This is a genomic window from Aquibium microcysteis (assembly GCF_014495845.1).
Taxonomy (GTDB): domain Bacteria; phylum Pseudomonadota; class Alphaproteobacteria; order Rhizobiales; family Rhizobiaceae; genus Aquibium; species Aquibium microcysteis.
Genome location: NZ_CP061080.1, coordinates 4,246,619 through 4,260,941 on the forward strand (window position 1 = coordinate 4,246,619; position 14,323 = coordinate 4,260,941).

The following is a 14,323-nucleotide window of genomic DNA, read 5'->3' on the forward strand; positions in this document are numbered from 1 at the left end:
GAGATGAGAATGAGAAAGACAGGGTTCATCGTGGCGTCGCTGGCCGGCCTGCTGATGGCAGGCACGGCCTTCGCCCAGACCGCCGTCAAGATCGGCGTGCTCAACGATCGCTCGGGCATCTATGCCGACATCACCGGCGAGGGTTCGGCCGTCGCGGCCCAGATGGCCGCCGAGGATTTCGGCACCGACAAGGGCATCACCGTCGAGGTCGTCTCGGCCGATCACCAGAACAAGCCGGACGTCGGCTCCAACATCGCCCGCCAGTGGTACGACACCGAGGGCGTCGACGTGATCGCCGACGTCCCGACCTCGTCGGTGGCGCTCGCCGTCAACGACATCACCCGCGAGAAGAACAAGATCTTCCTCAACTCCGGCGCCGCGACCTCCGACCTGACCGGAGCGAAGTGCTCGCCCAACACCGTGCACTGGACCTACGACACCTGGCAGCTCGCCCACGGCACCGGCGGCGCCATGGTCGCGGCCGGTGGCAAGACCTGGTTCTTCCTGACAGCCGACTACGCCTTCGGCCACGCGCTCGAGCGCGACACCTCGGCGGTCGTCAAGGAAGCCGGCGGCGAGGTGATCGGCAGCGTCAAGACGCCGTTCCCCGGCACCGACTTCTCGTCCTTCCTGCTGCAGGCCCAGGCCTCCGGCGCGCAGGTCATCGGCCTGGCCAATGCCGGCGGCGACACCGTCAACTCCATGAAGCAGGCGGCCGAGTTCGGCATCACCCAGGGCGGCCAGGCGATCGCCGGCCTGCTGGTCTTCGTCAACGACATCCACGCGCTCGGCCTCGACGTCGCCCAGGGCCTCGTCCTCACCGAGACCTTCTACTGGGACCTCAACGACAAGACCCGCGAATGGTCGGCCCGCTTCGAGGAGAAGACCGGCAAGAAGCCCTCGATGATCCAGGCCGGCGTCTACGCCTCGGTCCTGCACTACCTGAAGGCCGTCGAGGCCGTGGGCTCGAAGGATCCCGAAGCCGTCATGGCCAAGATGAAGGAGATGCCGACCGACGATCCGCTCTTCGGCCAGGGCGTGGTGCGCGCCGACGGCCGCAAGACCCACGACGCCTATCTCTTCCGGGTCAAGAAGCCGGAAGACTCGACGGGTCCGTGGGATCTCTACGAGACCGTCGCCACCATCCCGGCCGACAAGGCCTTCCGTCCGCTCGCCGACGGCGGCTGCCCGCTGGTGCAGTAAGGCATGAGGACGGCGCGCCGCTCCGCCGGCGCGCCGTCCCCCGCGCAAGACAGGGTCCGCCACCATGTTCGAACTGCTGGGTATTCCGCCGCAGGCGCTGTTCGGCCAGCTGCTGCTGGGCCTGATCAACGGCTCCTTCTACGCGCTGCTGAGCCTTGGACTTGCGATCATCTTCGGCCTGCTCAACATCATCAACTTCACGCATGGCGCGCAGTACATGATGGGCGCCTTCGTCGCCTGGATGCTGCTGAACTATGCCGGCATCCCCTACTGGGGCGCGCTGCTGCTGGTTCCCGTCATCGTCGGCATCACCGGCGTGGTCCTGGAGCGGCTGCTGATCTCCCGGCTCTATCATCTCGACCACCTCTACGGCCTTCTGCTGACCTTCGGGCTGGCGCTCATCATCACCGGCGTCTTCCGCAACCAGTACGGCATCTCCGGGCTGCCCTATGCGATCCCCGGACAGCTTTCGGGCGGGCAGAATCTCGGCTTCATGTTCCTGCCGAACTATCGTGGCTGGGTCGTCGTCGCCTCGCTGGTCGTGTGTCTCGGCACCTGGTTCGTCATCGAGAAGACGCGGCTCGGCGCCTATCTGCGCGCCGCCACCGAGAACCCCACCATGGTGGGCGCCTTCGGCATCAACGTCCCCCGCCTCATCACGCTCACCTACGGTTTCGGCGTCGGTCTCGCCGCCTTCGCCGGCGTGCTTGCCGCGCCCATCTATTCCGTCAACCCGAACATGGGCGCCGACGTCATCATCGTCGTCTTCGCCGTGGTGGTCATCGGCGGCATGGGCTCCATCCTCGGCTCCATCCTCACCGGCTTCGGACTGGGGCTCGTCGAGGGCCTGACGCGCGTCTTCTATCCGGAAGGCTCAGCCGTCGTCATCTTCGTGATCATGGCGATCGTGCTTCTGGTGAAGCCCGCCGGCCTCTTCGGAAGGGAAGCCTGATGGCCACGCAGACATCGCCCCTCGGTCACTCCGCGAGCGCCGGCACCGAGGCGCCCGGCATGCCCGCACTTCACATGTGGATCTTCGCGGGCCTGCTGCTGATCGGGCTGGCCGCGCCCTACGTGCTCTATCCCGTCTTCGTCATGAAGGTGCTGTGCTTCGCGCTGTTTGCCTGCGCCTTCAACCTCCTGCTCGGCTTCGGCGGGCTCCTCTCCTTCGGCCATGCCGCCTATTTCGGAGGTGCCAGCTACGTGTCGGCGCATGCCGCGAAGGTCTGGGGCCTGACGCCGGAACTCGCCATCCTCACCGGAACGCTCGCGGCTGCCGGACTCGGCCTCGCCATCGGCTCGCTCGCCATCCGCCGCCAGGGCATCTACTTCGCCATGGTCACGCTCGCCTTCGCCCAGATGGTCTTCTTCTTCTCCATCCAGGCCCCTTTCACCGGCGGCGAGGACGGCATCCAGTCGGTGCCGCGCGGACACCTTTTCGGGCTGATCCCGATGGCGCCCGACCGCAACCTCTATTTCTTCGTCCTGGCGGTGGTCTTCATCGGCCTGCTCGTCATCTACCGCATCATCCATTCGCCCTTCGGCCAGGTGCTGAAGGGCATCCGCGACAACGAGCCCCGCATGATCTCGCTCGGCTACCGGACGCGGCGCTACAAGCTCGCCGTGTTCGTGCTGTCGGCGACGCTGGCCGGCGTCGCCGGGGCCACCAAGGCGATCGTCTTCCAGCTTGCCTCGCTCACCGACGTCTACTGGACCATGTCGGGCGAGGTGGTGCTGATGACGCTGCTCGGCGGCATGGGAACCGTCTTCGGGCCGATCCTCGGCGCCGCCGTCATCGTCACCATGCAGAATTATCTGGCCACCTTCGGCGACTGGGTGACGATCGGCCAGGGCATCATCTTCGTGGTCGCGGTCATGCTGTTCCGCGAAGGCATCGTCGGCGTCCTGGCTCGCCTGATCCGGCGGCCGCTGTAGAAACGACGCGGCGCGACTGCGCCGCTCCAGAAAAGAACGGGGCGCGACTGCGCCCCGGTCCGACCTGTCTCAGCCGCTCTGCAGCACCGCCGCAACCCGTGCGGCGGTGCGGATCGGCTTCGGCTCAGCCGATCTTCTGGCCGGTCTTGGCCCAGTCGGCCAGGAACTGCTCCAGGCCCTTGTCGGTCAGCGGATGCTTGACCAGCGCGCGCAGCGTCGCCGGCGGCACGGTCGCCACGTCGGCGCCGATCAGCGCCACGCGCTTGACGTGCTCCGGGGTGCGGATCGACGCCGCCAGGATTTCCGTCTCGAAGCCGAAATTGTCATAGATCTGGCGGATCTCGGCGATCAGCTCGACGCCGTCGAAGCCCATGTCGTCCAGCCGGCCGATGAAGGGCGAGATGAAGGTGGCGCCCGCCTTGGCGGCGAGCAGCGCCTGGTTGGCAGAGAAGCACAGCGTCACGTTGACCTTGCGGCCGTCGCCGGTGATCGCCTTGCAGGCCCTGAGGCCGTCCAGCGTCAGCGGCACCTTGATGCAGATGTTGTCGGCGATCTTCGACAGCACGTCCGCCTCCCGCATCATCTCCTTGTAGTCGATCGCCACCACCTCGGCCGAGACCGGCCCTTCGACGATCGAGCAGATCTCCCTGGTGACCTCGGCGATGTTTCCGCCGGACTTCAGGATCAGCGACGGATTGGTGGTCACGCCGTCCAGCAGGCCGAGCTCGTTGAGTTCGCGGATTTCCTTCGTGTCGGCGGTGTCGACGAAGAACTTCATGGTCGTCTCCTGGCAATTTCGGGGGGCGGACGGGCTCGGCCCGCCTGGTTGGCCTTTGATCTAGACGAAACTCGGGGCAAGGTCACGCGCCATGACGCAAGATTCGCCTGCCCCCTCCGTCGTTCCGGTGATGGTCCCCATGCCGGCCGAACGGCCCTACTCCTATGCCGTTCCCGCCGGCATGGCGGTCGGGCCGGGCGCGATCGTGCGCGTGCCGCTCGGTCCGCGCGAGGTGGCGGGCATCGTCTGGGACGGCGAAGGCGGCTCGGTCGATCCGAAGAAGCTGCGGCCGATTTCCCAGGTCTTCGACTGCCCGCCCATCGATGCCGCCATGCGCCGCTTCGTCGACTGGGTGGCCGACTACACGCTCTCCCCGCCCGGCATGGTGGCGCGCATGCTGCTGCGCGCGCCGGCAGCCTTCGATCCCGAGCCCTGGATCGACGGCATCGCCCGCACCGCCGCCCTGCCCGACCGGATGACCGCGGCGCGCTCCCGCGTGCTCGAACTCGCCGCCGAGGGCATGGCCTGGACGCGGTCGGGCCTCGCGCACGCCGCCGGTGTCTCCTCCGCCGTGGTCGACGGGCTGAGGCAGCAGGGCGTCTTCGAGGACGTGAAACTGCCGCCCCGCCCGGTCGTCGCCGCGCCCGATCCCGCATACACCCTGCCTTCGCTCAATCCCGACCAGCAGGCGGCCGCCGACACGCTGCGCGACAGGGCCGGGAAGGCTGCCTTCTCCGTCACCCTCATCGACGGCGTCACCGGTTCCGGCAAGACCGAGGTCTATTTCGAGGCCATCGCCGCGGCGCTGGACCGCGGCGCGCAGGTTCTGATCCTGCTGCCCGAGATCGCGCTCACCCATGCCTTCCTCGAGCGCTTCCAGGATCGATTCGGCGCAAAGCCCGCCGAATGGCATTCCGACCTGCCGCCGCGCATGCGTGAGAAAGTCTGGCGCCAGGTGGCGGAAGGCCAGGTGCGCGTGGTTGCCGGCGCCCGTTCGGCGCTGTTCCTGCCCTTCCGGGAACTCGGCCTGGTCGTCGTCGACGAGGAACACGACCCCGCCTACAAGCAGGAGGATCGCGTCTTCTACAATGCCCGCGACATGGCGGTGGTGCGCGCGCGCATCGCCGGCTTCCCGGTCGTCCTCGCCTCGGCGACGCCGTCGATCGAGAGCCGCGTCAACGCGCTGTCGGGCCGCTACGGCCGCGTCGCCCTGCCGTCGCGCTTCGCGGAGGCGGCCCTGCCCGACCTGAAGGCGATCGACATGCGCCGCAACCCGCCCGCGCGCGGCGGCTTCCTGTCGCCGGTGCTTCTCGATGCCACGAAGCAGACCCTGGCGCGCGGCGAGCAGGCGCTGTTCTTCCTCAACCGCCGCGGCTATGCGCCGCTCACGCTCTGCCGCGTCTGCGGCCACCGCTTCCAGTGCCCGTCCTGTTCGAGCTGGCTGGTCGAGCACCGCTTCCGCGGCCAGCTCGTCTGCCACCAGTGCGGCCACACCGAAAGGCAGCCCGAGGCCTGCCCGTCCTGCGGCGCGCTCGACCATCTCGTCGCCTGCGGCCCCGGCGTCGAGCGCATCGCCGAGGAGGCCGTCGGTCATTTCCCCGACGCGCGCATCATCGTCCTGTCGTCCGACCTGCTCGGCGGTGTCCGCCGGCTGCGGCTGGAGCTCGAGGCCGTCGCCAGGGGCGAGGCCGACATCGTCATCGGCACCCAGCTCGTCGCCAAGGGCCACAATTTCCCGAACATGACGCTGGTCGGAATCGTCGACGCCGATCTCGGCCTCGCCAACGGCGATCCGCGCGCCGCCGAGCGCACCTTCCAGCTGCTCTCCCAGGTCACCGGCCGCGCCGGCCGCACGGGCCGCAAGAGCCTCGGCCTGCTGCAGACCTACCAGCCCGACCACCCGGTCATGAAGGCGATCGTCTCCGGCGACGCGGAGGCCTTCTACGACCGCGAGACCGACGAGCGGCAGCGCGCCGCCATGCCGCCCTTCGGCCGCCTCGCCGGCCTGATCGTCAGCGCCGCCACCCGCGCCGAAGCCGAATCCCACGCCCGCGCGCTGCGCCGCGCGGCCCCCCGCGCCGCCGACATCGACGTGCTCGGACCCGCCGAGGCGCCCCTCGCCCTGATCGCCGGCCGCCACCGCTTCCGCCTCCTCGTCCACGGCGACCGCCGGTCCGACATCCAGAAATTCGTCCGCTCGATGCTCGCGGCAGCCGACCGCCCGCGGGGCTCGGTGCGGGTGCAGGTCGACATCGATCCCCAGAGCTTCCTCTGACCCGCCCCCCGCGCCGCCGCCACGCGCCACGCGCCACAGCCCCCGCGCGCCATCCCCTCCACCTTCGTCATTCCCGGGACGGCGTCCGGGCGCAGCGAAGGACGCCGTATCCGGGGTCCATGCCTCGGAGGAGGTCATCGAGCGGGACGATGGAGAAGGTCCGACCGGTGGGCCGTCCGCACCGTCCAGCCCCCGACATCGGCCGAGGCATGGATCCCGGGTCTGCGCCTCCGCTTCGCTCCGGCTTCGCCCGGGATGACGAAGGTGAAAGCAGCACCATCCCCTCCACCTTCGTCATCCCGGAACGGCGTCCAAGCGCAGCGCAGGACGACGTATCCGGGATCCATGCCTCGCCATCCGTCCCCGCGATCCGGCCCACGACGAGGCACGTGCCGCCCGGTCGCCGCCGCGAGCGCCACATCCTGCGCCCCCCCTCCGTCGTCGCTGCGCGACGCCACCTCCGCCCCCACTGCGTGGGGTGGAGGACGGGCTCTCCTCGCGAAATCAACGCCTTGCGAAAATTCTGTCCACACCCCTGCCGGTCCACAACAGACTGGCCGCAGATGAAGGAGGGCGGATATGGGCGGGGCGGGACTGAACGGGCGGAAGCTGCGGGAGACGATCACGCTCCTGCTGTCGCTCGCCGCGCATGCCGACGCCGCCGCCGGCCGTTGCTTTGCCGTGCGCTGGCTGGTGCTGTTCTTCCTGCGCCGCGGCGAGCGGGCCGCGCGGATCAGCGTCGCCGACGCGCTGCGGATCGACGTCGCCGTGATCGAGGACGAACTGGCGGCCGCCGCCGGGCCGGACGACGCCAGCCCCTTCGACGCCGCGCTGGTCGCCTGGCGCTACCGCTGGTGCGCGGCGATGCTCTCCGCGGTGCTGGCCAGCATGGGCGGCACCGCCTGGGCGCCCGGCCGCGACGCGGTCCCCGGACACCGCGCCTGCCTCGCCGTCGCCTGCCCCGTCCTGCCCGTCCTGCCGCTGCCGCAGGTCCACGACACCTCCTGACGCCGACGCTCCGCCGATCCCATCCCCTTGTCCAGCAGGCCGGGCGGCACAACCGCCTCCCGGCCCGCACGTGCTGGCGGAAATGCAGGCGAAATACCGGGACAGTTTCGTTCATTCGCGGTCGCGCTCCTCGGGAATGGGCGGCGACCGGTGCCGAATCGAGGAAACTGTCCCGGGATTTCCGGACGATCGCCGCCGTCGGAACGGTCCCGTCCCGGCCGCTGGCGAATCGCCCGCGCCGCCTGCTAGAAACGCGCGCGACCCCACCCCTCGGAACCCCTCGATGGACCTCACCCTTCCCTGGCCCACCACCACCGGCGAAACGCTGGCCTTCGCATCGGCGGTCTGCGCCATCCTCGCCGGCCTTGCCGCACTGGTCCTGCCCGGGCTCTGGGCCGGGCTGACGGGAGAGCCGCGCGACCGCGCCGCGGCGTCCGCCGCGCTCAGAGCCGCATCCGGCTTCCCGATCGGCCTCGGGATCGCCGCCATCCTGCTGGCGCAGCCGCTGCTCTATGTCGCCCTCGGTGCGGGCTGGCTCTTCGCCGCCCTCGGCCGCACGGTCGCCCTTGCCGCCGACCGCACCGCCTGGGGCCTCGGCTTCCTGCGCCTCGCGCTCGACCTCCTGCTCGCCGTCCTGCCGCTCGCCTATGCCTTCGGCTACCTTCCCTGAGACGGTGCGGGACGGCACTGCCCGGTTCCATGCGACAAAACTGACGCGAAACCCTGTGCCGCGGGTTGTTGCGAGTCCGGAATGCCTGTGCTAGACGGCAATCGACTTTCGGCCCGGGGATCGGCACGCTCGGATTTGTGGTCGAAATAATTCAATTAGGTCAGAGGGTTAGCCAGAGTCTTGAACTCGCGCCGAAATCCTGCGGCCATCTCAGGAAGAGAAGACCGTTCGTGGCACAGTCTACTTCGCCAGTATCAGACGTCGCGGGGCGCTACGCGGGCTCGCTGTTCGAACTCGCCCTCGCCGAGAAGAGCGTCTCGCAGGTCGAGTATGATCTTCTCGCCTTCGAAGGCCTGATCGAGGAGAGCGCCGACCTCAGGCGCCTCATCGAGAGCCCCGTGTTCTCGGCCGACGACCAGTACCGCGCCATCGCGGCCATCGCCGACAAGGCGGGGCTGCACGGCCTCGTCGGAAACTTCCTGAAGGTGGTGGCGAAGAACCGCCGCCTGTTCGCCGTTCCGGGCATCATCAAGGCCTTCCGCGCCATTGCCGCGGAGCACCGCGGCGAGGTCGTGGCCGAGGTCATGGCCGCCCATGCGCTGACGCGTGATCAGGAGGCCGAACTCAAGGCCGCCCTGGCGCAGGTCGCCGGCAAGACCGTCACCGTCAAGGTCACGATCGATCCCTCCCTGCTCGGCGGGCTCGTCGTCAAGATGGGTTCGCGCCAGATCGACACGTCGCTCAAGACCAAACTCAATTCGCTCAAGCTCGCACTTAAAGAGGTCGGCTGATGGACATCCGCGCCGCGGAAATTTCCGCAATTCTGAAAGACCAGATCAAGAACTTCGGCAAGGAAGCCGAAGTGTCCGAAGTCGGCCAGGTCCTCTCGGTCGGTGACGGCATCGCCCGCGTCTACGGCCTCGACAACGTCCAGGCGGGCGAAATGGTCGAGTTCCCCGGCGGCATCCGCGGCATGGCGCTGAACCTCGAGACCGACAATGTCGGCGTCGTCATCTTCGGCGCCGACCGCGACATCAAGGAAGGCGACACCGTCAAGCGCACCGGCACCATCGTCGACGTTCCGGTCGGCAAGGGCCTGCTCGGCCGCGTCGTCGACGCGCTCGGCAACCCGATCGACGGCAAGGGCCCGATCGAGGCGACCGAGCGCCGCCGCGTCGACGTCAAGGCGCCCGGCATCATTCCCCGCAAGTCGGTGCACGAGCCGATGTCGACCGGCCTCAAGGCCATCGACGCCCTGATCCCGATCGGCCGCGGCCAGCGCGAGCTCGTCATCGGCGACCGCCAGACCGGCAAGACCGCCATCATCCTCGACACCTTCCTGAACCAGAAGCCGCTCAACATGGGCGACGACGAGGGCCAGAAGCTCTACTGCGTCTACGTCGCCGTCGGCCAGAAGCGCTCCACCGTCGCCCAGTTCGTGAAGGCGCTCGAAGAGCGCGGCGCGCTCGAATATTCGATCATCATCGCCGCCACCGCGTCCGACCCGGCGCCGATGCAGTTCCTGGCCCCCTTCGCGGGCTGCGCCATGGGCGAGTTCTTCCGCGACAACGGCATGCATGCCGTGATCGCCTATGACGACCTGTCCAAGCAGGCCGTCGCCTACCGCCAGATGTCGCTGCTGCTGCGCCGTCCGCCCGGGCGCGAGGCCTATCCGGGCGACGTCTTCTTCCTGCACTCGCGCCTGCTCGAGCGTGCGGCCAAGCTCAACGACGACAACGGCAAGGGCTCGCTCACGGCGCTTCCGGTCATCGAGACGCAGGCCAACGACGTGTCGGCCTACATCCCGACCAACGTGATCTCGATCACCGACGGCCAGATCTTCCTCGAGACCAACCTGTTCTTCCAGGGCATCCGTCCTGCGGTGAACGTCGGTCTCTCGGTGTCGCGCGTCGGCTCGGCCGCCCAGGTCAAGGCGATGAAGCAGGTCGCCGGTTCGATCAAGGGCGAGCTCGCGCAGTATCGCGAGATGGCCGCCTTCGCCCAGTTCGGTTCCGACCTCGACGCCGCCACGCAGCGCCTGCTCAACCGCGGCGCGCGCCTGACGGAACTCCTGAAGCAGCCGCAGTTCTCGCCGCTGAAGACGGAAGAGCAGGTCGTCGTGATCTTCGCCGGCGTCAACGGCTATCTCGACAAGATCCCGGTCGCCAAGGTCGGCGCCTTCGAGCGCGGTCTCCTCACCCACATGCGCGGCGACGGCAAGGCGGTGCTCGAGGGGATCCGGGTCGAGAAGGCGCTGTCGGACGATCTGCGCGCCAGGCTGAAGGCCGAGATCGACGCCTTCGCCAAGAACTTCGCCTGATCGGTCGGGAGTAGGGTCGAGGCATGCCTTCACTTAAGGACCTGCGAAACCGCATCGCCTCGGTGAAGGCGACGCAGAAGATCACCAAGGCGATGCAGATGGTCGCCGCGGCGAAGCTGCGTCGCGCCCAGGAAGCGGCGGAGGCGGCGCGGCCGTATTCGCAGCGCATGGGCGCCGTGCTGGCCAACATCGCGGCGGCCGTGTCGGGTGACGACGCGCCCGCTCTGATGACCGGCACCGGCAAGGACGACGTGCACCTGCTCGTCGTCGCGACCGCGGAGCGCGGTCTCTGCGGCGGCTTCAACAGCCAGATCGCCCGCCTGGCGCGCGAGCACATCCGCCGCCTGCTGCGCGACGGCAAGACCGTGAAGATCATCACCGTCGGCAAGAAGGGCGCGGACATCCTGCGCCGCGACTATGCCAAGCTGATCATCGAGCGCATCGAACTGCGCGACGTCAAGCAGGTCGGCTTCGTCAACGCCGACGCCATCGCGAAGAACATCACCCAGCGCTTCGCGGCGGGCGAGTTCGACGTCTGCACGCTGTTCTATTCCGAGTTCAAGTCGGTGATCTCGCAGATCCCGACCGCCCAGCAGATCATCCCGGCGAAGGCTCCGGCCGCGCCGGCCGCCGATTCCTCGGCGTCTGCGATCTACGAATACGAGCCGGATGCGGGCCAGATCCTGTCGGACCTGATCCCGCGCAACATCTCCGTCCAGATCTTCCGCGCGTTGCTCGAGAACGCGGCCGGCGAGATGGGCGCCAAGATGACGGCCATGGACAATGCGACGCGCAATGCCGGCGACATGATCAGCAAGCTGACGATCACCTACAACCGTCAGCGGCAGGCGCAGATCACCAAGGAACTGATCGAAATCATCTCGGGCGCGGAAGCGCTCTAGACATCGAAGAGGGTAAGAGAAATGGCCATAGCAGCTAACCCGAGGGCCGCCACCGGCAGGATCGCCCAGGTCATCGGCGCTGTCGTCGACGTGTCGTTCGAAGGCGCCCTGCCGCCGATCCTGAACGCGCTCGAGACCGACAACGGCGGCAACCGCCTGGTGCTCGAGGTGGCGCAGCACCTCGGCGAGAACACCGTCCGTTGCATCGCCATGGATTCCTCCGAAGGCCTGGTGCGCGGCCAGCCGGTGACCGACACCGGGTCGCCGATCACCGTGCCGGTCGGCGAGGAGACCCTCGGCCGCATCCTCAACGTCATCGGCGAGCCGGTGGACGAGGCAGGTCCGGTTCCCTCGACCGCCCGCCGCGCGATCCACCAGGAGGCGCCGGCCTATGTCGAGCAGTCTACCGAGGCGCAGATCCTGGTCACCGGCATCAAGGTCATCGACCTGCTGGCGCCCTACGCCCGCGGCGGCAAGATCGGCCTGTTCGGCGGCGCCGGCGTCGGCAAGACCGTGCTGATCCAGGAACTCATCAACAACGTCGCCAAGGCGCATGGCGGCTATTCCGTCTTCGCCGGCGTCGGCGAGCGCACCCGCGAGGGCAACGACCTCTATCACGAGATGATCGAGTCGGGCGTCAACAAGGACCCGCACGAGAACGACGGCTCGACCGCCGGCTCCAAGTGCGCGCTGGTGTTCGGCCAGATGAACGAGCCGCCCGGCGCCCGCGCCCGCGTCGCGCTGACCGGCCTGACGATCGCCGAGCACTTCCGCGACCAGGGCCAGGACGTGCTGTTCTTCGTCGACAACATCTTCCGCTTCACCCAGGCGGGTTCGGAAGTGTCGGCGCTGCTCGGCCGCATTCCCTCGGCCGTCGGCTACCAGCCGACGCTCGCCACCGACATGGGCCAGATGCAGGAGCGCATCACCACCACCACCAAGGGTTCGATCACCTCGGTGCAGGCCATCTACGTGCCGGCCGACGACCTGACCGACCCGGCGCCGGCCACGTCCTTTGCCCACCTCGACGCGACGACGACGCTCAACCGCTCGATCGCCGAGAAGGGCATCTATCCGGCGGTGGATCCGCTCGACTCGACCTCGCGCATGCTCGACCCACAGATCGTCGGCGAGGAGCACTACCAGGTGGCGCGCTCGGTCCAGCAGACGCTGCAGCGTTACAAGTCGCTGCAGGACATCATCGCGATCCTGGGCATGGACGAGCTCTCGGAAGAGGACAAGCTCACCGTCGCCCGCGCCCGCAAGATCGAGCGCTTCCTGTCGCAGCCCTTCTTCGTCGCCGAGGTGTTCACCGGTTCGCCGGGCCAGCTCGTGCCGCTGGAGGACACGATCCGCTCGTTCAAGGGCCTCGTCGCGGGCGAGTACGACCATCTGCCGGAAGCGGCGTTCTACATGGTCGGCTCGATCGAGATGGCGCTCGAGAAGGCGCAGCGTCTGGCGGCCGAAGCAGCGTAAGCAACGATTGGCATAGGGAGTAGCGGGCAGGTATGGCGGTCGACGGTCGATGATCCTTCGCCGTTCGCCATTTGCTGCCGGCTAGATTTGAATGGCACGATCCTTCAAGTTCGAGCTGGTTTCGCCGGAGCGCCTGCTCGTCTCCGCGCAGGTCGAGTCCGTCGTCATACCGGCGACGGAAGGCGAGATGACGGTGATGGCGAACCACGCCCCCGTCATGACCACCATCAAGCCGGGGGTGGTGACGGTGACCGCGGCCGGCGGCAAGGTCGACCGCTACGTCGTCTTCGGCGGCTTCGCCGACATCCTTCCGGAAGGCTGCACGCTGCTCGCCGAATCGGCGATCCACGTCGACCAGATCGACCGCGCCGACATCGCACGGCGCATCAAGGAGGCCCAGGAAGACCTCAACGACGCAGCCGATCATCACGGCCGGACGAAGGCCGAGGAGTATCTCGGCCAGCTCACGACGCTGCAGGGCGCCATCCTGCCCGCCTGACCGGCGGTACCCTGACGAGACCGAATGAGCCGGGCCGCGAGGTCCGGCTCTTTTCGTTTCGGGCCACGTCGGACTGCGCGGCGCCGCCGACCGCCCTCCCCGCCGCCGCGCACACGCTCGCCTCTCCTTTGTCCACCTGCCTCGAATGCCGCTTATCCTGTCCACGGACGCACGGCGGAACGCCCGCGACGGCGACGGAAGGGAGAAAAGCATGTGGCACGGCAAGACAGGGTGCGCGCCATCGGCGCCGGCGATCAGCCGCGGCGACCCCTCGGGGCCGGAAGCGGAGCTGCTGCCGCGTCCCGCGGCCCGGCTATCGCGCCGCGATGCCGTCGACGAAACCGGCGATCGTGTCGACAAGCCCGCCGACGAGCGGCACGTCCGGATCGCCATACGTGGCGATGTTCGCGGCGCGATCGGCGGGAGCATCGGCAAGGACGTGGTTCATGCTCTCGAACCAGCGGCTCGCGACGTCCGCCCGCGCCCCTGCGAGGGCGTCGAAATCCGCGCGGCCGACCTGGATGTCCGTCCCGCCGCCGACCACCAGCACCGGCATGTCCACCTCGGTGAGCGCCGCTGCCGGCCGCAGCGCCAGCAGCGAGACCACGAAGGGCTGGACCGATGGCCGGAACAGTCCCGCGAGCCCGGCGGGCACCGTCTCGACCCGGCGGCCAGCCTCCAGTTCCTGCAGGATCGCCAGTGCTTCTCCGCGGCCCGGCGGCGGCAGGTTCGCCAGCTGGTCGCGCAGCATCTCTGCCAGCGGGCGCCCGGGGGTCGCCAGAAGCACGAGACCGGAAACGGCGTCCGGCGCCGCTCGTGTCGCCTCGAGCGCCACCAGGCCGCCCTCGCTGTGTCCGAGCAGCACGAGCGGCCGGCCGGGGCTGCGCGCAGCCGCCCAGGCGGCGACGCTTCGCAGGTCGTCGACATAGGTCGAAAATGTCACGTCGGCCTCGTTACCGGCCGGCGCGCTTCCCGGAACGCCGCGCTTGTCATAGCGCAGGCTGCCGATACCGCGGGCCGCGAGGGCATCAGCGAGTTTGCGCAGAGAGGCGGCGGTGACGCCGAACGCGCTGTTGCCATCCCTGTCGGTGGGGCCGGAGCCGGCGATCATCACGACGAGCGGGCCGGCCCCCGCGGGGTCGTGGAGCGTCGCGGGGAAGCCTCCTGCGTCCACGGACCGGCCGGCTGCGAAGGCAGCGCAGGCCATCGTCATCGTCGCCAGGAGAAGGAGAGAGCGCAGCATCGCGGCATGCGCCG

General features: G+C 68.7%; 13 protein-coding genes. 11 read left to right on the forward strand and 2 right to left on the reverse strand.

Going from position 1 to position 14,323, the window contains the following annotated elements; all coding sequences use genetic code 11:
- Positions 1–9: 9 nt before the first annotated feature.
- The 3 genes from IAI54_RS19890 to IAI54_RS19900 all read left to right on the forward strand — a co-directional run bounded on the left by IAI54_RS19890 (position 10) and on the right by IAI54_RS19900 (position 3,138).
- Positions 10–1,203, forward strand: a complete 1,194-nt coding sequence (locus IAI54_RS19890; protein ID WP_187968839.1) for an ABC transporter substrate-binding protein — start codon at positions 10–12, stop codon at positions 1,201–1,203.
- 64 nt (positions 1,204–1,267) lie between these two features.
- Positions 1,268–2,155 carry a branched-chain amino acid ABC transporter permease gene (locus tag IAI54_RS19895; RefSeq protein ID WP_187968840.1) on the forward strand — a complete coding sequence of 296 codons (888 nt, stop codon included), beginning with the start codon at positions 1,268–1,270 and terminating at the stop codon, positions 2,153–2,155.
- 59 nt (positions 2,156–2,214) lie between these two features.
- Positions 2,215–3,138, forward strand: coding sequence for a branched-chain amino acid ABC transporter permease (locus tag IAI54_RS19900; protein ID WP_420838313.1), 924 nt, complete (start codon positions 2,215–2,217; stop codon positions 3,136–3,138).
- Between the two features lie 124 nt (positions 3,139–3,262).
- Here the strand turns inward: IAI54_RS19900 and fsa are convergent, their stop codons facing one another.
- Positions 3,263–3,916 (reverse strand): fructose-6-phosphate aldolase, encoded by a 654-nt coding sequence (gene fsa / locus IAI54_RS19905; protein ID WP_187968842.1) that lies wholly within the window; start codon positions 3,914–3,916, stop codon positions 3,263–3,265.
- Positions 3,917–4,007: 91 nt separating this feature from the next.
- On the opposite strand from fsa, the gene IAI54_RS19910 reads away from it, so the two are divergent.
- From IAI54_RS19910 to IAI54_RS19945, 8 genes are all read left to right on the forward strand, one after another.
- The gene (locus IAI54_RS19910) at positions 4,008–6,191 is read left to right on the forward strand and encodes a primosomal protein N' (protein ID WP_187968843.1); all 2,184 of its coding nucleotides are present in this window, start codon (positions 4,008–4,010) and stop codon (positions 6,189–6,191) included.
- 579 nt (positions 6,192–6,770) lie between these two features.
- Positions 6,771–7,199 carry a hypothetical protein gene (locus IAI54_RS19915; RefSeq protein ID WP_187968844.1) on the forward strand — a complete coding sequence of 143 codons (429 nt, stop codon included), beginning with the start codon at positions 6,771–6,773 and terminating at the stop codon, positions 7,197–7,199.
- Positions 7,200–7,482: 283 nt separating this feature from the next.
- Positions 7,483–7,869, forward strand: a complete 387-nt coding sequence (locus IAI54_RS19920) for a DUF4345 domain-containing protein (RefSeq protein WP_187968845.1) — start codon at positions 7,483–7,485, stop codon at positions 7,867–7,869.
- Positions 7,870–8,099: 230 nt separating this feature from the next.
- On the forward strand, positions 8,100–8,660 hold the full coding sequence (locus IAI54_RS19925) for a F0F1 ATP synthase subunit delta (RefSeq protein WP_187968846.1): 561 nt from the start codon (positions 8,100–8,102) through the stop codon (positions 8,658–8,660).
- Positions 8,660–10,189, forward strand: a complete 1,530-nt coding sequence (gene atpA, locus IAI54_RS19930; protein ID WP_187968847.1) for a F0F1 ATP synthase subunit alpha — start codon at positions 8,660–8,662, stop codon at positions 10,187–10,189. The genes IAI54_RS19925 and atpA overlap by 1 nt, the downstream gene beginning before the upstream one ends.
- 23 nt (positions 10,190–10,212) lie before the next feature.
- The gene (locus IAI54_RS19935; protein ID WP_187968848.1) at positions 10,213–11,091 is read left to right on the forward strand and encodes a F0F1 ATP synthase subunit gamma; all 879 of its coding nucleotides are present in this window, start codon (positions 10,213–10,215) and stop codon (positions 11,089–11,091) included.
- A 21-nt stretch (positions 11,092–11,112) separates the two neighbouring features.
- Positions 11,113–12,567 (forward strand): F0F1 ATP synthase subunit beta, encoded by a 1,455-nt coding sequence (gene atpD / locus IAI54_RS19940; protein WP_187968849.1) that lies wholly within the window; start codon positions 11,113–11,115, stop codon positions 12,565–12,567.
- A 91-nt stretch (positions 12,568–12,658) separates the two neighbouring features.
- Positions 12,659–13,066, forward strand: a complete 408-nt coding sequence (locus IAI54_RS19945; RefSeq protein WP_187968850.1) for a F0F1 ATP synthase subunit epsilon — start codon at positions 12,659–12,661, stop codon at positions 13,064–13,066.
- 313 nt (positions 13,067–13,379) lie between these two features.
- Here IAI54_RS19945 and IAI54_RS19950 read toward each other — a convergent pair whose 3' ends face one another.
- Positions 13,380–14,309, reverse strand: coding sequence for an alpha/beta hydrolase (locus tag IAI54_RS19950; RefSeq protein WP_187968851.1), 930 nt, complete (start codon positions 14,307–14,309; stop codon positions 13,380–13,382).
- Positions 14,310–14,323: the final 14 nt, after the last annotated feature.